Raw genomic sequence first — 20232 nt, forward strand, 5'->3', positions numbered from 1 at the left:
TAACAGCTACAAATCGTTAAACTACAACTGCGTATGCAAACCACACTCACGGCTTTCTTCTACTTTCGTTGGATCAAAGTAGTCATGCTCGTTAGGTAAGGTATGCTCATCAAGATACACATCTAGATCTGCATCTGTTTTCTCAAATAAAGGCGCTACTTTTAGCACGCCATCTTTTGATAGGCTAAGTACATCAAGACCTTGGCGGAATTCGGTTTGATCTTTACGAATGGCGTTGAACCAAACGTCAGGCTTTAGCTCATCTAGTGCACGGCGGAATGGCTCAAGTTTCACTTGTTCTGTAAATTCATCATGCTGTGGGTTATCAATCCCTGGGATGCCATTCATCGTGGCATCACGATGCGCCGCCGTTTGCTTAGGGATATAGGTAACGACATTAAGATCTAAGTCTTTGATCACTTTATTAGCAAAACGATAAGTGGCGTCCGTGTTATAACCAGAATCTACCCATAATACGGTGATATCAGGACGTTGCTTGGCAACTAAATGCAAGATAGCCGACTCGTAAGGGCGGAAGTTGGTGGTAATGATAGGGTTTTTAGCCTGACTGAGTGCCCATTCAACGATTTGCTCTGGTGATTTTCCTTGTAGCGCTTGGTTGGCTTGATCAAGGTCTAGATCTGGGTGTAATTGACTCATAATATGTTCCTTAATGGTGGTTAATAATTTAAATGCATAAAGTTAAAGATGATAAAAAAATTAAGTATTTAATAGTAATCGTAGGCTGGGTTTTTAACCCAGCTGTGAAAATTTATAAAAGTAAAATGCTGGGTTAAAAACCCAGCCTACAAAAATAGGTCGTTGCTGTCATAATTTAAATTGAAATAATACAAACTAGGCGTCCGCAAACATCGGTAAGTCGGCGGCGTTGCGACCGTCATAACTGCTAGCCAGCGCGTTAAATGCTTGGCTGATGTCGGAGATGGACTGTAGGTCATGCTCGCTTATCATAAAACTGTCCGCGCCCGCACGTAGTAGGTAGGCAATTTGGTCACGCCCAAACTTGCCAGCCATACGAATCTCGCCTTGGTAACCGATCTGGCGTAGGGTCTGGGCAAAGCTAAAGCCGCGTCCATCGGTGAACACTGGCACATTAATCACAATTAAATCTTGCTGCAATAAAAACTCTGGTATGCGAGTTAGCACTTCCGTATCGCTATTCGATGTCACCCAGACACCAAGATTGCTGGCATGTTGAGCGAGTAATTCATACACCTCTTGCAATAGACCGCCAGCAATATTGCCCTTAGTATCCAATAAATCGCTAAGCGGTAAGAGCACATCGAGCTTTTCTTGCTTTTGTAAAATTTCGAGCAATGATATGTGGGTCAGTGCGATACCATCTGGTAGATCGTTAGTCGTCAGTACATGCCAAGTATCGTTTTGACTGATGTCCACAGCCTCGCTATTGAAAAGATGATGATTACCCATAGACCTTCTCCTTAAAGGGTGCAAGGCCAATACGATTGATCAGCTCACCAAAGCCTTCTACCTCATTCTCATTAGCCACGCGTTGCTCTAGATAGACGTCTACTATCTTTTGTATCGTCGTCGCGACATCATCAGATGGCACCGCTTTACCCAATATCTTGCCGATTTTGGCGTCGTTACTAGAGTTTCCGCCGAGGCTGATTTGATACCAGTATTCGCCTTTTTTATCGACACCAAGGATACCGATATCGCCGGTATGATGATGCGCACAGGCATTCATACAGCCAGACATATTGAGGCGGATTTCACCCAAATCATAAAGATAGTCGAGATCATCAAATTGCTTTTCGATTTGTTCAGCGATATTGTGGGTTGTGGCATTGGCGAGCGAGCAAAAGTCCCAGCCTGGGCAGACGATCATATCGGTGAGGGTATTGATATTTGGACGGGCCAAATGTAGCGCAACCAACTGTTGCCATAGCTCGTATAAGCGGTTGGTTTGTACATCAGCGAAAACCAGATTTTGCTGATAAGTACCACGCAATTCACCAAAGCTATGTTCATCAGCGAGGTCGGCGAGGGCGTCCATTTGCGACTCACTGATATCACCTGAAGGCACGTACTTACCATTGACCAACCCTGCTTTTAACGAAATCACCACGGCGCGATAACCTGCGATTTTATGGGCGACCGTATTTTGGTTATACCAATTGGCAAAGTCTTTATCAGCGTTTAATTGCTGCTGCAAGTCCGACTGTACTTGGAGCGCATCAAAGCTTAGATAATCAGGTTCGGTAAAATAACTACTGGCTTTGTCAAAGCTGGCATCGGTTAGAGTTAATGAGCCATCTTTGGTGTGTGCTTCCCATTCAGCGTCGACCAGTTTAGCAAAGGCAGGACCACCCATGCTCTCGACTAATATTTTGATACGCGCTTTGAATTTATTATCGCGGCGACCATGCAGATTATAGACGCGCAAAATCGCATCTAAATAGCTGAGTAAATGATGGCGTGGTAAAAATTTATTAATGGTTTTGCCAATCACTGGCGTACGTCCAAGCCCGCCACCAACAATCACCTCAAATCCAAGCTCGCCTTCTTCATTGGCTTTTAAATGCAGTCCGATATCATGCACCTGCGTCGCTGCCCGATCATTGGCGGTACCAATGACGGCAATCTTAAATTTGCGCGGTAAAAATGCAAACTCAGGATGAAAGGTTGACCACTGGCGAATAATCTCACAATAAGGACGTGGATCGGCAATCTCTTCTTTATGAATACCGGCGTAAGGGTCAGTGGTGGTATTACGGATACAGTTGCCCGAAGTCTGAATGGCATGCATCTGTACCGATGCCAGCTCCGCCAAAATATCTGGCACTTCTTCAAGTTTTGGCCAGTTCAGCTGCATATTGGTACGAGTGGTAAAGTGTCCGTAACCTCTGTCATATTTGCGAGTAATCTCGGCGAGCTTACGCAATTGATAGGTTGCCAGCAAGCCATATGGAACCGCAATACGCAACATCGGCGCATAACGCTGGATATAAAGACCGTTCTGCAAACGCAGCGGCAAAAATTGCTCTTCTGGCAGCTCGCCTGCCAAAAACCGTTCGGTTTGGTCGCGAAATTGGGCGACTCGTTCTTCTACCAAGGTTTGGTCAGCATAATTATATTGGTACATGACGTAATCTCAATAATGATAGACGTATATGATAGCTTAAAAACTGCTCAGTGACAGTTTAGTTTAGCTTAGCGTCACATCATATAAGCTATAGCGTTAAAACATAAATTCCTATAAGTCATATCCATATCCAAAGTCAGCATAAATTTTCATAACGAAAATTCGGTAGCCTATGCGTATTCTATTTATAACCCATTTACTCAGCTTTCTCACTCATCATTAAGGTTTTAAATTAATATGACATCTTCAGTCCCCAATCAAGCAGCCTCAAAACTAGTACCCCCTCATGGTAGCGACACCCTAAAGCCACTATTATTAAAAGGTAAAGCACGCGAAGAGGCTCTAGAACTTGCCAGCACTTTGCCGACTATCACGCTAAGCTCACGTGAGCGTGGTGATTTGATTATGCTTGGTATTGGTGGCTTCACCCCGCTAAATGGCTTTATGAATCAAGCCGATTGGCAAGGCGTTGTTGACAACATGCGTCTGCAAAGTGGTGAGAATGCTGGCTTGTTTTGGCCAATCCCCATTACTTTATCTGCTCCAAGAGCACTGACCGATACTTTGAGCCAAGGTGATAAAGTGGCTTTGGTCGCGGATGATGGGGAAATGATGGGCATCATTACTGTCGAAGAAACTTATGATATCGACAAAGACCATGAGTGCCAGCAAGTCTTTACCACAACTGATCCTGAACATCCGGGCGTGCAGCAAGTCCTGAACCAAGGCGAAGTCAACATCGCAGGTCGCGTCGAAGTACTAAGCGAAGGCGAGTTCCCCGCCTTATACCCAGAGATTTATAAAACGCCAGCTGAGACGCGCGAGATATTGGATGCCAAAGGCTGGAAAACAGTCGCCGCCTTCCAAACGCGTAACCCTATGCACCGCTCACACGAATATCTGGCCAAGATTGCGATCGAGATTTGTGATGGCGTACTGATTCATTCGCTACTCGGCGCATTAAAACCAGGAGATATCCCAGCTGAGGTACGCCAAGAAGCCATTAAGACCTTGATTGATAATTATTTCAGAGCTGATACCGTGATCCAAGCAGGCTATCCGCTAGACATGCGTTATGCCGGTCCGCGTGAGGCGCTACTGCATGCAGTATTCCGTCAAAACTACGGTTGTAGCCATCTGATTGTTGGTCGTGACCACGCTGGTGTCGGCGATTATTACGGTGCCTTTGATGCGCAGACTATCTTTGAATATGTTGGTAAAGACGACCTTATCACTCAGCCGTTAAAAATTGGCTGGACCTTTTGGTGTAATGCTTGTAATGCGATGGCATCAGACAAGACTTGCCCGCATGATGCAAGTGAACACGTTAAGGTATCAGGTACTAAGCTACGTAAAGCCTTATCAGAAGATGAGGATGTGCCAGACAACTTTAGCCGTCCAGAAGTTTTGCAGATTTTGCGTGATTACTACGCTGGTATCGCTCGTGAAGAGCGTGCAGAGATCAAACTTACTGGCGCATCAGCCGTATAATTAACATTTGTCTTATTAGCAAATAAAGCTAGTACTAAAAAATGAAAAATGAAAAAAGGTGTCAGACGATAAATCTGACACCTTTTTTATGCTCTAAAGCTAGATTATTTAAAGCTACGTATTACCTTATGTTATCGCCTCATCGAATTCTAATTCAGCTCTAAATTCCCCTCAAGTTTCTCATAGTTTCCGGCTAGCGTCCCGCCACCTGAGCAAAAATAGTTTAATGCATATTTATCTTGGCTATCAATGGTCAGCGTATCCTCTTTAAATTGGAAGAACGCCATGCTGTCATTGCTGTTGTTTATCTTGGTCTGAAAAATAATACCATGTGCATCGTCTTGACCTAGCAACGTCGCCTTAGCGTCAAACTGACACGTTGGTTTTTTGACATCGCTGCGGGCACGCACCTTTATGGCAATATCTGCCGCTCCATCAGCTCTCACTATGACACCCACCCAATCACTGCCTTGCTTGCGCGTCGCATAGCCGTTTGAAGCATAGTCGCCAACGATTTTCTGTACCGCAGGTGTCTGCACAACAGCCTTACTCTTCACGGTGTTGTCAATTTGGCTGACAGTGCTATAACTACAGCCAGTAACGCTAATAAGAACGGTGCTGGCACAAATTAAGACAGTAGAAAATACTGAGCGGCGTTGGTATTGAATCATAGGGCGGCACCTTGGTATTAAGTGAATGATAGGTATGGCTGATGACAGATGCTGACTATAAGTACGGAGCATAAGTACGGAGCATAAGTACTGACCGATCGAGGCGATTGGTTGGCTACGTATAGTATGCCACAGTCGGTAGCATAACGCTCTTAACCCCTTAGAGGTTAAAGCTGTTCTCATTTATTTCTTAGATTAACTGCTGGATTAGTCATGAAACAAATACAACTGCTTGCTTATGCCAAGTTCAGCACTCGATAAGCTGATTTGTCACTAAGCGTTCATAAAACAAGCTGCTAGCATGTCTCTCATTATCCACAGAAGCCAGTTAATAAATTGGCCAATAAGCTACGTTAAAAATTCAGTTCAGAGAGCCAAGCTCATCGAGCAATGGCAGTTGAGACCGTCATAAGTATTTTAATAAAAACGGTCGCATCGAAACTAAAAAATACGCAATTTAAAAATACAGAGAGCATTTATGCAAACCAATAGTACTATCAATAAAGTCTCAGCGCGCATCAGCACTAGCGCTGGCGTTTCACTGTCTCAAAGTGCGCAACCTCGCACCCTTATCATAGGCGGCGCGTTGACAGCGTTAATGCTAATGACAGGCTGTAGCCCTACGCAAGCCACACAAGACGACACAGATAAGTCCGCAAGTACGCAAAAAGACATCAGCCTGCTTAACGTCTCTTACGATGTGTCACGCGATTTTTATAAAGACTACAATGCTTTATTCAGTGCGGATTATCAGGCAACGCATCCAGACAGTAAAATAAATATCAATCAGTCGCATGGCGGCTCAAGCAAGCAAGCCTTGTCGGTTGCCAGTGGTTTGCAAGCTGATGTGGTGACCTTAAACCAACAAAGCGATATGAATTTGCTGGTCGAAAAAGGCTTAGTCGCAGCCGACTGGCAGCAAGCACTACCTAATAATGCCGTGCCTTATACCAGCACTATGGTGCTACTGGTACGGAACGGCAATCCAAAAAACATTCAAGACTGGTCTGATTTGGCACGTAATGGTATCGATGTGGTCATCCCGAATCCAAAGACCAGTGGTACGGCGCGTTATGCCTTTTTGGGCGCTTATGGTTATGGGCTACATCAGTTTAACGAAAGCCCGCAGAACCCAACCAAAACCAATGATTTTATCCAAAAGCTACTGGCGAACGTTGTCACTTATGACAATGGTGCACGGGCAGCGACGACCAGCTTTACCCAGCGCGGCCTTGGCGATGTGCTCGTCACTACCGAAAACGAAGCACATCTGGCCGCGAAGCAGTTTGCGAAAGGGAAAGTCGACATCGTCTATCCGAGCTACTCGATTGTGATTAAAAACCCTGTTGCCGTGGTGACCGCGGTCACCGAAAAAAGCGGTAAAACTGAGGCAGCTAATACCTATCTTAAGGGTTTATGGGACACGCCAGCACAAGAGCTGATGGCACAAATGTATATGCGTCCTAGTAATGAGCAGGTGCTGACCGCGCACAAAGACACATTGCCTGATATTGACACCTTTGAGCCAGTCGAAGTTTTCGGTTCTTGGGCTCAGATTATGGAGACATTCTTTGTCGATGGTGGGCGTTTTGATCAGTTGGCACGGGTAGAGTAATGGCTAACTGTAATACCGCATTCGATTAGATCGTTACAGCTAGCCAGCACTCGACAGCAGGCAGACGTCATAAAAAGTGGTATGCCTCAAGAGACAACCACTTATAAGTTATTGATAAATTTATTTATATGACTTGGTTATTCCATTTTGGCAATAACATACACATATTCATCATTAAACATAATAAGATGGCGCTGTTAGCATACTTGCACAACATAACAAACAGACATCTCTGAGGTATTTATGACTGACGCAGCTCGTTATCAACAAAAAAACAAAGCGCTAAGTGCTCTAAGCATTGCTGGCGTGGCACTGACACTTGGACTCGCGGGCTGTAGCAACAGCGAGCAGACCGATACGACGGCCAATGCTGATGGCACGCCAGCTGCAGAAGGTCAAAATATCGAGCTGTTAAACGTCTCTTATGATGTGGCACGCGACTTTTATAAAGACTACAACCCGCTGTTCGTTGAACATTATAAAGCGGAGAACCCAAACAGTAATATCCTAATCAAGCAGTCACATGGTGGCTCAAGTAAGCAAGCCCTGTCGGTTGCTAATGGTCTGCAAGCGGATGTCGCGACCATGAATCAAGGCTCAGATATCGAGCTGCTTGAGAAAAAAGGCTTGGTTGAGTCAGATTGGGAAAGCAAATTCCCAGATAACGCTGTGCCCTTTACCAGTACTATCGTATTTTTGGTGCGTAAAGACAACCCAAAAGGTATCAATGATTGGGAAGACTTGACCAAAGATGGCCTTGAGATTGTAATGGCCAATCCGAAAGTTACCGGTAATGGTCGCTATGCATTTTTAGGGGCTTATGGTTATGGCTTACACGCCTTTAATAACGAAGAAGCACCAGCGAAAAAATACGTAAAAGACATGCTAAAAAACGTCAAAGTCTATGAGAATGGCGGGCGTGCAGCGACGACGACCTTCGTTCAGCGCGGTATTGGTGATGTCTTAGTTACCTTTGAAAACGAAGCCAACCTTGCGGCCACTGATTTTGGTGCGGGTCAAGTTGACATCGTTTATCCTAAATACTCTATCAAATCAGAAAGCCCTGTTGCGATCGTCAAAGCTGTGACTGATAAAAAAGGCACCACTGACGCGGCAAAAGCTTATCTTGATTACTTATGGAGCGAGCCTGCTCAGCAATTGGCCGCTGACCTTTACTTACGTCCTAGCGTAAAAAGCGTCCTTGATAAAAACGGTGACAAATTACCACCGGTTGAAACCTTTCGCCCGAACGATGCCTTTGGTACGTGGGATGAGATCATGAGTACTTACTTTGGCGATGGTGGTGTATTCGATCAGTTAGCGATTAATGCCCCGCAGTAACCAATACGCTTGCTTTTAAACGTACTGTCGTTACCCGCTTAGCAGTTCTAAAGTAACGTCCAATCATATAAAGGACATGGCACCCGCGCTATGTCCTTTATACCGTAAGCGGACTAATAATACATTTGATAAAACGTGGTCTTTACGATAAGTACCATCAGATAGGCAATAGGACATCACTATGAGTGCAACACCATCTTCGAGCAGCAAACCTTTGCCAAAAAAAGGCTGGCTGAACCGTTTGCGTCAGCGCAATGTGCTGCCAGGGTTTGGTCTGAGCATGGGCATTACCGTCTTTAGCTTGTCGTTATTAGTGGTACTACCGTTTGCTATGATGGCCTATACTACAACCCAAATGGGCTGGACGGGCTTTTGGGAAACCATTACCCAGCCGCAAGTGACTGCTGCTATTAAATTAAGCTTGTGGATGTCGTTTTTAGCCATGCTCACCAATATGGTGTTTGGGACGCTGGTCGCCTGGGTACTGGTGCGTTATGAATTTTGGGGTAAGTCCTTAATCAATGCCTTGGTTGATTTGCCCTTTGCACTACCAACCGCTGTCACTGGGATTTCTCTGGCCACTCTTTATGCGCCGAATGGCCTGATTGGTAAATGGTTTGATAAGTTCGACATTCAGGTGGCTTTTACGCCTATCGGTATTTGGCTCGCTTTAGTGGTGGTCAGCTTTCCATTTATTGTTCGTGCCGTGCAGCCCGTATTGGCTGAGCTATCGGTTGAGTTTGAGGAGGCGGCGGCGGTACTGGGTGCAAATCGTTTAACCACGTTTCGTAAGGTGATTTTGCCAGAGCTGTTACCAGCATTATTAATGGGCGCGGGCATGATGTTTGCCCGTGCGACTGGCGAGTATGGTTCGGTGATTTTTATCGCGGGTAATATTCCGATGCAGTCTGAAATTTTACCACTCATTATTATTAGTAAGCTTGAGCAGTTCGATATCCAAGGTGCTTCTGCCGTGGCGTTATTTATGCTGATGATTTCATTTGTGATTTTATTGACCATCAACATTGTACAGTGGAAACTGTCGCGCCGTGTAGGAGCTCGCTAAGATGCAGATATCCAATAGCTACGACTATCAAAGCAACCCAGCAACCAAAGATACCCCATGGATACGGCGCACCTTTATTGGCATCGCTGTCTTATTCATGGTTATCATGCTAGTAGTACCATTATTTGCGGTGTTCTATGAAGCCTTTAAAGGTGGCTGGCAGTTGTATATTGCCTCGCTGGTCGATCCAGAAGCGCTGCAAGCGATTAAGCTCACATTAATTACCGCCGCTATTGTGTTGCCAATTAACATGGTGATGGGTATCGCAATTGCATGGCTCGTGACGCGTTATCAATTCAAAGGTAAGCAGCTGGTCACGACCTTGCTTGATTTGCCATTTTCGGTGTCACCAGTGGTCGCCGGTTTGATGTTTGTCTTGTTATTCGGTCTTAACTCTACCGTTGGTGGCTGGCTTGAGAGCATGGGCTTTCAAGTGATTTATGCCGTTCCGGGTATTGTGTTAGCCACGTTATTTGTGACCTTTCCCTTTGTCGCACGTGAGCTGATACCGCTGATGCAGACTCAAGGTGATAGTGAGGAGCAGGCCGCGCTTACTTTGGGTGCCACCGGTTGGCAGACTTTTTGGCATGTGACCTTGCCCAATATCAAATGGGCATTGCTCTATGGTTTGATTTTGACCAACGCTCGGGCAATGGGTGAATTCGGTGCCGTGAGCGTGGTCTCAGGTCATATACGTGGTGAGACCAATACCATGCCGCTCTTGGTTGAGATTGCTTACAATGATTATAATTTTACCGCCGCTTTTGCTTTATCAAGCTTACTTGCCGCACTGGCGTTAGTGACGCTATTGATACAACAAGTCATGACCAAGGTACAAGAGCGCAAGTTTGCCAAATCTGAACGGCTAGCGAGCGCGCCTGAGCTACCAGTGAGTGCCAATGCCACCGTAGCAAAGCGCGCAGATGACAGCGTATAAGCGGCTAAAGTAGTGATTGATAAAACAGCGACTAGTAAAACAATAATCGAAATCATCTGCTACGATAAGACAAAAGATATAATAAGAGACACTATTATGAGCATCGAGATTAGGAACGTTAATAAAAAGTTTGGCAATTTTACTGCCTTAGACAATATCAATATCACCGTACCTACAGGTAAATTGACAACGTTATTAGGGCCTTCTGGCTGCGGTAAAACAACCTTGTTACGCATCATCGCTGGGCTTGAGTATTCGGACTCGGGGCAGATATTGTTTGATGAGTTGGACGTCACCCATACGCCTGTGCAAAAACGCCATATCGGCTTTATGTTTCAGCACTATGCGCTATTTCGCCACAAAAATATCGCCGATAATATCGCCTTTGGCTTAACGTTATTGCCCAAGAATGAGCGACCAAGCAAAGCGGATATCAATAAGCGAGTGGCAGAGCTTCTAGAATTAGTACAGCTGCCACAAATCGCTAATGCTTATCCGCATCAATTATCTGGCGGTCAGCGTCAGCGTATTGCGCTGGCACGTGCCTTAGCAGTAAAACCAAAGCTGTTGCTATTGGATGAGCCATTTGGTGCGCTTGATGCCAAGGTACGTAAGGAGTTGCGTACTTGGCTAAAAGACATTCATCATGAGCTGGGTATCACCAGTATCATGGTCACCCATGATCAAGAAGAGGCGCGCGCTGTGTCTGATGAGATTGTGGTGATGAATCATGGCCATGTTGAGCAAGTAGGTACTTCAGAAGAGTTGATACATCATCCAGCTAACGCCTTTGTCAGTGATTTCTTAGACTTAGTATAGAAGGGTCATAATCCACCTGTTTTAAGTCTTATTTTCACAGGACTATTTTCAAAAGACTATAGCTGTTTTTAGAACAAGCATGGTGTGCAATTACTATCGTTTGCATATAAAAAAGACCTACTGATGTAGGTCTTTTTTTATGGCTTAAATTATGTATGGGCTTCAACGTAGAGGGCAGGGCAATGACTAAGTAATAGTCCAGTTAATAGTAAACTCAGCAACTATTAACTGAATGAGTAGCCTCTAAGCAAGTTTTGACATATTTAGGTTCAAGTCTTTGAGTGAGGTTTGCTCATAGGTGATATCCAAGATATCTTGACACCAGTCAGGCAGATCATCGGCTACTTCATACCACATCCAGGTACCATCGCGAGCACAGCTTAAGATGCCCAGTTTTTTTAAATGGTTCAAATGGCGCGAGATGGTTGGCTGTGGTTGATCCAATATTTCTACCAATTCGCCCACACAGCGTGCTTCTTTTTTGAATAAGATTTGGAAGATTTTTAAGCGCGTCGGATCAGATAAAACCTTAAACAATTCGATAGGTTGTATCGTAAAATTATTATCAGACATAGGATAATTCCAATAGAGCTTCGTTAATAGGGGTTCAATATAACAGCAGTTGCTTATTAAATCGATTAAAAAATGAGCAAAATTACACTTCGTCGTCATTTTAGTACCGTTAAGTATAATCGGTTACACGTTTATCTATATTCAGTTACATGAATTCATACCCAAACTCTCTAGTGGTGCATTAATGATAAACAGATAGGCCAATGCTATTGCAAATGGTAATAATTATCGTTATTATAACGACTAACAAGATAAAGTATTGAATGTTAAGTAACTTATCCATTCAAAAAGCTTTTCTTTAATCATTTAAGTGCATCAGCAAGACATATAGTAACCATCGTAGGAGCCAGCACATGTACGTATGTATCTGTAACGACGTAAAAGAAAAGCAAATCAAAGCCGCCATTGCTGCCGGTATCGATACCCTTGACGGTCTAAAAGATACCCTTGATGTTGCGACGTGCTGTGGTTGCTGTGAGCCGATGGTCAATGATTACCTTGATGAACACCATGCCAAGCTGGATGTCTTAGCTTACGCCGTCTAACGGCTATTAGATAAGTGCCTTTTAGGCTTGTGCATCACAAGTACCTGCCTTTCATTGCAAATACCCATGCTTATGTTATCAGGCTTACCTTTTCTAACTCAGCTAAAAAAGTTAGCGAACAGTTATAAAGGGTAGGGTCATTGCCATTCGTATATATCGCGCCGAACTCTCTCTGTATTACTCACATACCTCTTTAGCCGCTGCAAAAAAAAGCTGGCTAATTATGATTCTCAATTAGCATCTTATTCTTAGTTCATAACGTTACAAGCCATATAGCGCCTATATGCTACTATATATGTCTTGCTTTGGAAGAATTTTTGTTGTTTTTAACTTTACTGAGCAGTTTACTGATAATACTGTTAATATATGCATTATTATGAATGTAATCTGCCAGACGAATATAGGAGTGCATGTGATGATAGGTAGCCCAAAAGTCATTGATTATTTAAACTTTCTGTTAGGTGGTGAGCTTGCGGCTCGTGACCAGTACTTTATTCACTCTGAGATGTATGCTGAATGGCATTACGGTAAATTATACGATCGTATCAACCACGAAATGCAAGATGAGACCTTGCATGCACAGGCTATCATTCGTCGTATTCTAATGTTAAGCGGTACGCCAAAAATGCAGGTTGACGGTATCAATATCGGCAGCACCGTTCCTGAAATGCTACAGCTTGACCTTGATTTAGAGTATCAAGTACAGCAGCATCTAAAAGACGGTATTGCGCTGTGCGAAGAAGAGCATGATTACGTCACGCGCGAGATGTTGGTCGAGCAGCTCAAAGACACGGAAGAAGATCATGCGCATTGGCTTGAGCAGCAGCTGCGTCTTATCGATATGATTGGTCTGCCAAATTACCTACAAAGTCAAATGGCTGAGGTATCTCCTCATCTGGCTTAATGGCTATTGATAGCTATAGACGACATTTAACTTATTAGGTAATGATAAAGGGAGAGAGATTATGAAAGGGGATAAAGACGTTACTCGTGCACTCAATAAAGTGCTTGCCCAGTCATTAATCGCTATTAACCAGTACTTTTTGCATGCGCGTATCGCACGTCATTGGGGGCTTGAAGCGCTGAATGAGAGCTTCTACAAACAGTCTATAGCGGAAATGAAGTGGTCTGATGATCTGATTGCACGGATTTTGTTGCTAGGCGGCCTACCGAATTTGCAAGATTATGGCAAAATGTTTATCGCTGAAGATGTGCCTGAAATGATTGACTGTAATCTACGCTTAGAAAAGCAGAAGTTCGACATCCTGACCGATACCATTGCCCTGTGCGAGACTCACCGTGATTATGTATCTCGTCAGCTAGTGGTAAAACTGAAAGATGGCAATGAAGAGTATCAAGACTGGCTAGAGACTCAAGAAGACTTGATAAAAGACGTTGGTGTAGAGAATTATATCCAATCGCAAATGGATGATGACAAAGCACCTTAGTCACTCATCAACAGTCACTCATCAATCAAAAAGCCAGTAGAGGTTTGATATCGTTCAAACCTCTACTGGCTTTTTTTTGTTTAGCACTTATGAGTGTATCTTATGACATCAAGTGTCTTCAGTTTTTGAATTTAGGGCACGACCTAATACAGACCGCGACCATCTTCAGGTTTGAGACGTAAAAAATATAATCCTGAGAGAATGGTTAAAATACCCAGTATCCAATACGTCGTCTGAAAGGCAGCCAAGGTATCAAGCTCAAACCGCTCACGTAGTAGATTGAGTAGCGCAGCGCCAAAGGCAATACCAAAGCTAATCGCTAGCTGCTGATTAACGGCCATCAAGCTGTTACCGCTACTGGTTTGCACACCTTCTAAATCACCGATGGTAATGGTGTTCATCGCGCTAAACTGCATAGAGTTGCAAGCACCCATCACGGTCAAAATAGGGATGAACCAAAGCCACTGTGAGGCATCATTAAACTGCGCCAACATAATGATGAGTGTGCCCATAAAAAATGTATTGTAGACCAGTACTGTGCGGTAGCTATAACGCTGGATAATTCGACTGACCCAAGGCTTGATGCCAATCGCCCCAACCGCGATAGGTGCCAGTAGCCAACCTGCACGCGACGGTGAGTATTCAAACACCACTTGTAGTAATAGTGGCAATAGGAACGGTACGGCACTGATACCCAAGCGCGTAAATAAGTTACCCGTAATCCCAATCTTAAAGGTGCGAATATCAAATAGGCTCAATGGAAAGAGCGGCGCATGACGGCGTTTGGCATGCCAGACATAGGCGCCTATCAACGCCGTTGACAAGAACGCCAACACCAAGCCATAAGTCCCGCGACCTGTTTGTGAGCCGAATTCAACAGCGAGGGTATAGCCGCAAGCTGCTGCCGCAAACAATAAAAAACCCGTCCAATCTAAATGCTTGGTATCTTCAAATAAAGCCGGTACCAGTTTTTTGCCCATGATAAAACCAAAAACACCCATGGGTACATTGATCAAAAATATCCACTGCCAGCTGGCATATTGCACGATATAACCACCGAGTACGGGTCCTACTAACGGCGCCACCAATGCGGGAATCACTGCAAAATTCATGACAGTCAATAGCTTATTGCGGGGATACGACTTGACCAGTATCAAACGGGCAACCGGCGTCATCATCGCGCCACCGATACCCTGAATAATGCGCGAACCAATCAAAAAATCTAGGGTAGGCGATGCAGCACACAGTATAGAGCCCACGCAGAATATAACGATAGCGTATAAAAACACCCGCCGCGTACCATATTTATCGGCCAGAAATCCACTGATAGGAATAAAGATAGCCAAGGTTAAAGCGTAGCTAATAACGGCCCACTGCATCTTAAGTGGCGACTCACCCAGCGCTTGTGCCATTTGCGGTAGTGAGGTATTCAAGATAGTGGCGTCTAAAATCTGCATAAACAGCGCCACCGCTAGCACATAGGGCAGGTATTTATTCTGGGTAGGGGTTAGCGTTACCATACTGACATCACTTTATCTTAAGATTATGGGTATTCAAGAATTACGTTTATGAGCCGCTCATCTCTAAAAACCATTAAATTGCGCGTAGTATAGAAACAACGCTAGCGCAGTTAAAGATGAGCAAAGTAACCAAAGGATTTTTTATCCTAAAAATCACTACATTAATTACACGACAGGACTTTAATAAGTCGGCATAGAGCCGTTATAGTAGAACACGTATATAGTCGGTTTTACATCAATCAGATACATGAACCAAATACGTTATCAGGCTCGTTCAGTCAAATATTGGTAGCTATTTTACCTGCCAGCTTTATATCACTAGTATCTTTCATTGACTATGTTTCGTAGAACCGTATTTTTACATACAATTTTTTGCACACAATAATAAATAGGATGTTTTATGAGTAATGATAATAATCAAGCAACTGCCAACCATAATACAGATAAAAGCACTTATACACCGCCTAAAATCTGGACCCAAGACAAGGAGAATGGTGGCAAATTCTCTAGTATCAACCGTCCAACAGCTGGCGCGCGCCATGATAAAGCCCTACCAGTAGGCGATGCACCGTTACAGCTGTACTCACTGAATACCCCAAACGGTGTCAAGGTAAACATCCTATTAGAAGAGCTGGCTGAGCTGAATGTTAAAGGCGCTGAATATGACGCCTATAAAATTGACATCTCGGAAGGCGATCAATTTGGCTCAGGCTTCGTGGCGATAAATCCAAACTCAAAGATACCTGCATTGGTTGACCATGCTGCCAAAAACAATGATGGCGAGCCTATTGCGCTTTTTGAGTCCGGTGCCATTTTATTATACTTAGCAGAAAAGTTCGGTCAGTTTGTTCCCGTATCTTCTAGTAAGGCCAGAGCAGACTGCCTGTCTTGGTTGATGTGGCAGATGGGTAGTGCACCTTTCTTAGGTGGCGGCTTTGGTCATTTCTATGCTTATGCGCCAGAACCAATGAAATACCCCATCAATCGCTATGCCATGGAAACCAAGCGCCAACTTGACGTACTCGATAAACATCTAAAAGACAACGTCTACATGTGTGGCAATGACGAAGCAGACTATAATATTGCCGACATGATCATCTGGGCATGGTATGGACAACTGGTACTTGGCAAGCTGTATGAAGCCGCTGAGTTCTTACAAGTTGATAATTATAAAAACGTGCAGCGTTGGGCACAGACCATTGCTAAACGTCCTGCAGTAAAACGAGCAGTCGATCTAGCGCTAAAACCAATCAATTAAGTGATTGTCCCTCATGGTTCGTTGTTAGAAAAATAAGAATGATATTAGAAAAATAAAAACAATGACGCTGTAATACAAGGCTGATAGGCAAGTTGCTTATCAGCCTTGTTATTTTTTAACATATTGATAGTGCTATCTTTATATATCGATAGTTGAATTAATACTATACTTCTCTGTTTACACAATGGTACATTAGTACAACAGATAGAAACATTGATACGTTAAGATAACAGGCCACCGTCTTGAAGGGCAGGTGTTTATAATTCTTCTATTAATGAGTAACGACTATGAAGAATAATAACGTTCTAAGCGCGCCATTAGTGTCGACTGACCATGATGCCTACCGCTATACCCATACTCATAAAAATTGTAACGTAAAAAATATGACTCACTCTAAAACTAAAGTTAAAAAAACAATAAAGATAACCACATTGATGTCTAAAAATAAAATTTTGTTACCCATACTTGCCGCACTTACTATCACGTCGTTGAGCGCTATGAGCCATGCGGCGGCCGTTGAATTTACCAGTCAAGACTGGCAGGTTGCTTGTGATAATACCCGTACTTGCCGGCTGGCAGGATACCAAGCAGAAAACAATAGTGAATTACCCGTCTCTGTCTTGTTGATACGCCGTGCAGGGGCCAATGCCAGCGTAGATGGTCAGGTCAAGTTTGGCGGGGCTAAAGAAAGTTCTGCCAAAGCTCTGATGCAACTAGGCAATCGCCATCGCATCTCCTTGTTTATCGACGGCAAGGATCTGGGTGAAACCAAACCTTTCTCCGCTGCAGCGGGCAATGCTGAGCTGACCTCAGCGCAGGTGAGCGCCCTATTGGAGGCTTTGACTAAATCGAGCAAGATTGAGCTGGTACTACGCAACTCACGCTGGCAATTGTCTGATAAAGGCGCCAGTTCGGTTATGCTCAAGGCCGATGAAGCCCAAGGTCGCGTAGGCACATCGAGTGCTTTTGTCCGTAGTAATGATGCTAAGAAGCCAAACAGTACGGTCTTACCGCCTAAGGCTGCACCGTCACTGCGTTTTGTCGCACCAAACCCTAATGCTGCGCCCAGCAGCAATAAAAAGTTTGTCATGAGATCCTCGCAGTTGTCAGCGATGATGAAAAGCACCATGCGAGACGCGGATAGCGACTGCCCAAGCCTGTCTGACAAAAACTCATGGCGCGTCAGCCGTCTAAACAGTACGCAGTTGTTGGCGCAACACGAGTGCTGGACAGGGGCTTATAACGCTGGCATGGGCATCTGGGTACTCAATGACACGAAGCCTTATAAGCCGACCTTGGTCACCACTAGTGCGACTGACTACGACAAAGGTAAAATTACTTCCGTACAGAAAGGTCGCGGAATTGGCGACTGCTTATCTAAAACTGACTGGGTATGGACCGGTAAAGCTTTTGAAAAAAGCCATGAAAGCACCACTGGGCTATGTCGCATGGTGGAAGCGGGCGGGGCATGGCAAATGCCAACTTACGTAACAGAAGTCAAAATGTCACGCTAGCAGCTTATGTATATTAATGCTTTATTAAACACTGCATTATTAAGAAGATAGCGCTTATTTTGATAGTAAATATAAAAATAGATACAGATAATGTTTTTACTGTGCTATACTGCGTCGCCACGTTAGCATTGACTAGCGTGAATTATGAGATTGATAACATCGCCTGCGATTTTGGGTCTAGGATGACCATAAGTAATTGTTGCCGATGATTTTGTGTACTTAAATAACATTTTATAAATATCAGTTATTTTTGACTCATATCTTATCTACTAACCCATGTATGGGATAGATTGGTTGTTACTTGCCTTTATCTGCTTTGGACAAAGCATCGATAATGCGTTTTTAGCAAACAAGGATGAGACACTCGGCACTACCACCAAAATACGTCAGACAGCACGAACGCATTTATTAAAGAAGTGAAGCTTTATTGGCTTGGCTTCTGATTATCAGCTATTTTATATGGTTTGATAGTGATTTAATAAAAGCTGCGTGGTGAACGGTTATCAGTGGTATGCATCAAGCTTGCTGAATTTACAGCAACTTATACTTACCAAGGATTCTCATGACTGACATCTTATCTGCAATCGCCGCTGAAAATGGCATTATCGAAGACACCACTCAAAACACGACTACTAATGAAGCAGCTTCTACTGACGCTGACGCTTCTGACGAAAATCAAGTCACTTTTACTGATCTGGGTATTGCCAAGCCGATTTTGACCGCACTTGATCGCAGTGGTTATACCAACCCAACCCCTATTCAAGCACAAGCCATTCCTTTTGCCCTAGCAGGTCGTGACTTATTATTGTCAGCGCAAACTGGTAGTGGTAAAACAGCCGCTTTCGTTATCCCTGTACTTGACCGTTTAAGCCGTGCGACTAGCTTTGATAAATTAACCAAAGCCCTTATCCTAACGCCAACGCGTGAACTTGCTCAGCAAGTACATGATAGCGTACGTACTTATTCTAAAGATATGCGTGGTCTATTCTGCGTACCATTAGTAGGTGGCGCTCCTTACAATGGTCAGATTACTGCTTTGAAAAAAGGCGTTCAAGTTATCGTTGCAACCCCTGGTCGTTTACTCGACCATATCAATGCCGGTCGCGTTGACTTATCAAGCCTAGAAGTCTTGGTACTTGACGAAGCTGACCGTATGCTTGACATGGGTTTTGCTGATGATATCAGCGACATTCTACGCGCAGCACCGACTGATCGTCAGACGATTATGTGTTCAGCGACTTGGGATGGCCCAGTAGGTAAAATCGCTGCCAGCTTCACTAAAAACCCTGAGCGTGTATCAATCAAAGTTGAATCAGCGCATATCGAAGAAAAAGTATACTACTGTGATGATTTTGATCATAAAAACCGTTTGCTTGACAAAATTGTTTGCGATAAAGAGATGGAACAAGTCATCATCTTTGCTGCGACCAAACGTAGTACTGAAAAATTAGCCAAATCTTTACAAGAGCAAGGCCATAAAGCCAGCTTCTTACATGGCGATTTGCCACAGAGCAAGCGTAACCGTATCGTTCAAGACTTGCGTAACGGCAAAGTCAAAATCCTAGTAGCAACGGATGTTGCCGCTCGTGGTCTTGATGTGCCAGCACTATCGCACGTCATTAACTACGACTTACCACGTCAAACAGAAGACTACGTGCATCGTATCGGTCGTTGTGGCCGTGCCGGTCGTACGGGTATTGCCATCAGCCTATGTAGCATGGATGATCGTCCACAGCTAAACGCGATCAACCGTTATTTAGATCGTAAAATGGAAGTATCGATCATCGAAGGTATGGAGCCTAAGAAGACTTATGTACCTAGCGAAAACAAAGGTAATGGTCGTGGCCGTGGTCGCGGACGCTCAAGTGGCGGCGGTAACGGTCAAGGCCGTGGTCGCGCAGGCGGTGGCTATCAAGGCAATCCTGCTAATGCTCGTGGTCGTTCAAGCGACAGCGCAGCAACTGGTCAACGCGCTAGCAATGACAGCGGTTATCAAGGTAAGCCACGTGATTCATCTGGCAAGCCAAATGAGCGTTCAGGTGGCAAGCCGTATCAAGGCAAGCGCACTGGTGCTCCTAGCCGTGGTGATAGCACTGGCGTTCCACGCGGTGAGCGTGCTGCAACGGGTCGTGGTCGTCCAAGTGGCAGCCAAGGTCGCCCAGCTGGTCGTGCTGATAGCCGTGGTCAAGGTCGTTCAAGCGGTGGCAATCGTAGCAACAACTCGTAATACCGTTATATTTAATGATTAATAAAGGTTATTAATAAAATAGCCACTGACTTGATCGGATAAAATAGCGTAAAAAA

Annotated in this window: 18 protein-coding genes; 12 read left to right on the forward strand and 6 right to left on the reverse strand. The window is 44.3% G+C overall.

Annotated elements, in window-relative coordinates; translation table 11 throughout:
• Nucleotides 1-21 precede the first annotated feature (21 nt).
• From CXF65_RS07265 to CXF65_RS07275, 3 genes are all read right to left on the reverse strand, one after another.
• Nucleotides 22-660: a phosphoadenosine phosphosulfate reductase family protein gene (locus CXF65_RS07265; RefSeq protein WP_101211570.1), complete on the reverse strand. Its 639-nt coding sequence runs from the start codon at nucleotides 658-660 to the stop codon at nucleotides 22-24.
• A 195-nt stretch (nucleotides 661-855) separates the two neighbouring features.
• On the reverse strand, nucleotides 856-1452 hold the full coding sequence (locus CXF65_RS07270) for a DUF934 domain-containing protein (RefSeq protein WP_025652044.1): 597 nt from the start codon (nucleotides 1450-1452) through the stop codon (nucleotides 856-858).
• Nucleotides 1445-3130: a nitrite/sulfite reductase gene (locus CXF65_RS07275; protein ID WP_025652043.1), complete on the reverse strand. Its 1686-nt coding sequence runs from the start codon at nucleotides 3128-3130 to the stop codon at nucleotides 1445-1447. The genes CXF65_RS07270 and CXF65_RS07275 overlap by 8 nt, the downstream gene beginning before the upstream one ends.
• A 237-nt stretch (nucleotides 3131-3367) precedes the next feature.
• Here CXF65_RS07275 and sat point away from each other — a divergent pair, with 237 nt between their 5' ends.
• A complete protein-coding gene (gene sat, locus CXF65_RS07280; RefSeq protein ID WP_101211571.1) occupies nucleotides 3368-4621 on the forward strand; it encodes a sulfate adenylyltransferase in 1254 nt (417 codons plus the stop codon).
• 149 nt (nucleotides 4622-4770) lie between these two features.
• Here the strand turns inward: sat and CXF65_RS07285 are convergent, their stop codons facing one another.
• A complete protein-coding gene (locus CXF65_RS07285) occupies nucleotides 4771-5292 on the reverse strand; it encodes a hypothetical protein (protein ID WP_101211572.1) in 522 nt (173 codons plus the stop codon).
• 478 nt (nucleotides 5293-5770) lie between these two features.
• Here CXF65_RS07285 and CXF65_RS07290 point away from each other — a divergent pair, with 478 nt between their 5' ends.
• From CXF65_RS07290 to CXF65_RS07310, 5 genes are all read left to right on the forward strand, one after another.
• The gene (locus CXF65_RS07290) at nucleotides 5771-6907 is read left to right on the forward strand and encodes a sulfate ABC transporter substrate-binding protein (protein ID WP_101211573.1); all 1137 of its coding nucleotides are present in this window, start codon (nucleotides 5771-5773) and stop codon (nucleotides 6905-6907) included.
• Between the two features lie 243 nt (nucleotides 6908-7150).
• Nucleotides 7151-8248: a sulfate ABC transporter substrate-binding protein gene (locus CXF65_RS07295; RefSeq protein WP_101211574.1), complete on the forward strand. Its 1098-nt coding sequence runs from the start codon at nucleotides 7151-7153 to the stop codon at nucleotides 8246-8248.
• Between the two features lie 181 nt (nucleotides 8249-8429).
• Entirely contained in the window at nucleotides 8430-9314 is an 885-nt protein-coding gene (gene cysT, locus CXF65_RS07300; protein ID WP_025652038.1) for a sulfate ABC transporter permease subunit CysT, read from the forward strand.
• Nucleotide 9315: 1 nt separating this feature from the next.
• Nucleotides 9316-10251: a sulfate ABC transporter permease subunit CysW gene (gene cysW / locus CXF65_RS07305; RefSeq protein WP_025652037.1), complete on the forward strand. Its 936-nt coding sequence runs from the start codon at nucleotides 9316-9318 to the stop codon at nucleotides 10249-10251.
• Between the two features lie 96 nt (nucleotides 10252-10347).
• Nucleotides 10348-11070, forward strand: coding sequence for a sulfate/molybdate ABC transporter ATP-binding protein (locus tag CXF65_RS07310; protein ID WP_025652036.1), 723 nt, complete (start codon nucleotides 10348-10350; stop codon nucleotides 11068-11070).
• Between the two features lie 243 nt (nucleotides 11071-11313).
• Here the strand turns inward: CXF65_RS07310 and CXF65_RS07315 are convergent, their stop codons facing one another.
• Nucleotides 11314-11643, reverse strand: coding sequence for an ArsR/SmtB family transcription factor (locus CXF65_RS07315; protein ID WP_025652035.1), 330 nt, complete (start codon nucleotides 11641-11643; stop codon nucleotides 11314-11316).
• Nucleotides 11644-11996: 353 nt separating this feature from the next.
• Here CXF65_RS07315 and CXF65_RS07320 point away from each other — a divergent pair, with 353 nt between their 5' ends.
• From CXF65_RS07320 to bfr (CXF65_RS07330), 3 genes are all read left to right on the forward strand, one after another.
• Nucleotides 11997-12188 carry a bacterioferritin-associated ferredoxin gene (locus CXF65_RS07320; protein WP_025652034.1) on the forward strand — a complete coding sequence of 64 codons (192 nt, stop codon included), beginning with the start codon at nucleotides 11997-11999 and terminating at the stop codon, nucleotides 12186-12188.
• 415 nt (nucleotides 12189-12603) lie between these two features.
• Nucleotides 12604-13092, forward strand: coding sequence for a bacterioferritin (bfr, locus tag CXF65_RS07325; RefSeq protein WP_025652033.1), 489 nt, complete (start codon nucleotides 12604-12606; stop codon nucleotides 13090-13092).
• Nucleotides 13093-13153: 61 nt separating this feature from the next.
• A complete protein-coding gene (bfr, locus tag CXF65_RS07330) occupies nucleotides 13154-13636 on the forward strand; it encodes a bacterioferritin (protein ID WP_101211575.1) in 483 nt (160 codons plus the stop codon).
• 143 nt (nucleotides 13637-13779) lie between these two features.
• Here the strand turns inward: bfr (CXF65_RS07330) and CXF65_RS07335 are convergent, their stop codons facing one another.
• Entirely contained in the window at nucleotides 13780-15156 is a 1377-nt protein-coding gene (locus tag CXF65_RS07335) for a DHA2 family efflux MFS transporter permease subunit (RefSeq protein WP_101211576.1), read from the reverse strand.
• Nucleotides 15157-15556: 400 nt separating this feature from the next.
• Between CXF65_RS07335 and yghU the strand changes: the two genes are divergently transcribed.
• The 3 genes from yghU (at nucleotide 15557) to CXF65_RS07350 (ending at nucleotide 20155) form a co-directional block, all read left to right on the forward strand.
• Entirely contained in the window at nucleotides 15557-16414 is an 858-nt protein-coding gene (gene yghU / locus CXF65_RS07340; RefSeq protein ID WP_101211577.1) for a glutathione-dependent disulfide-bond oxidoreductase, read from the forward strand.
• Between the two features lie 434 nt (nucleotides 16415-16848).
• The gene (locus CXF65_RS07345) at nucleotides 16849-17928 is read left to right on the forward strand and encodes a DUF1176 domain-containing protein (RefSeq protein ID WP_227502354.1); all 1080 of its coding nucleotides are present in this window, start codon (nucleotides 16849-16851) and stop codon (nucleotides 17926-17928) included.
• Nucleotides 17929-18490: 562 nt separating this feature from the next.
• Nucleotides 18491-20155, forward strand: a complete 1665-nt coding sequence (locus CXF65_RS07350) for a DEAD/DEAH box helicase (RefSeq protein WP_101211578.1) — start codon at nucleotides 18491-18493, stop codon at nucleotides 20153-20155.
• The last annotated feature ends 77 nt before the right edge of the window (nucleotides 20156-20232 follow it).

The sequence above is a fragment of the Psychrobacter sp. Sarcosine-3u-12 genome (assembly GCF_002836005.1).
GTDB lineage: Bacteria > Pseudomonadota > Gammaproteobacteria > Pseudomonadales > Moraxellaceae > Psychrobacter > Psychrobacter okhotskensis.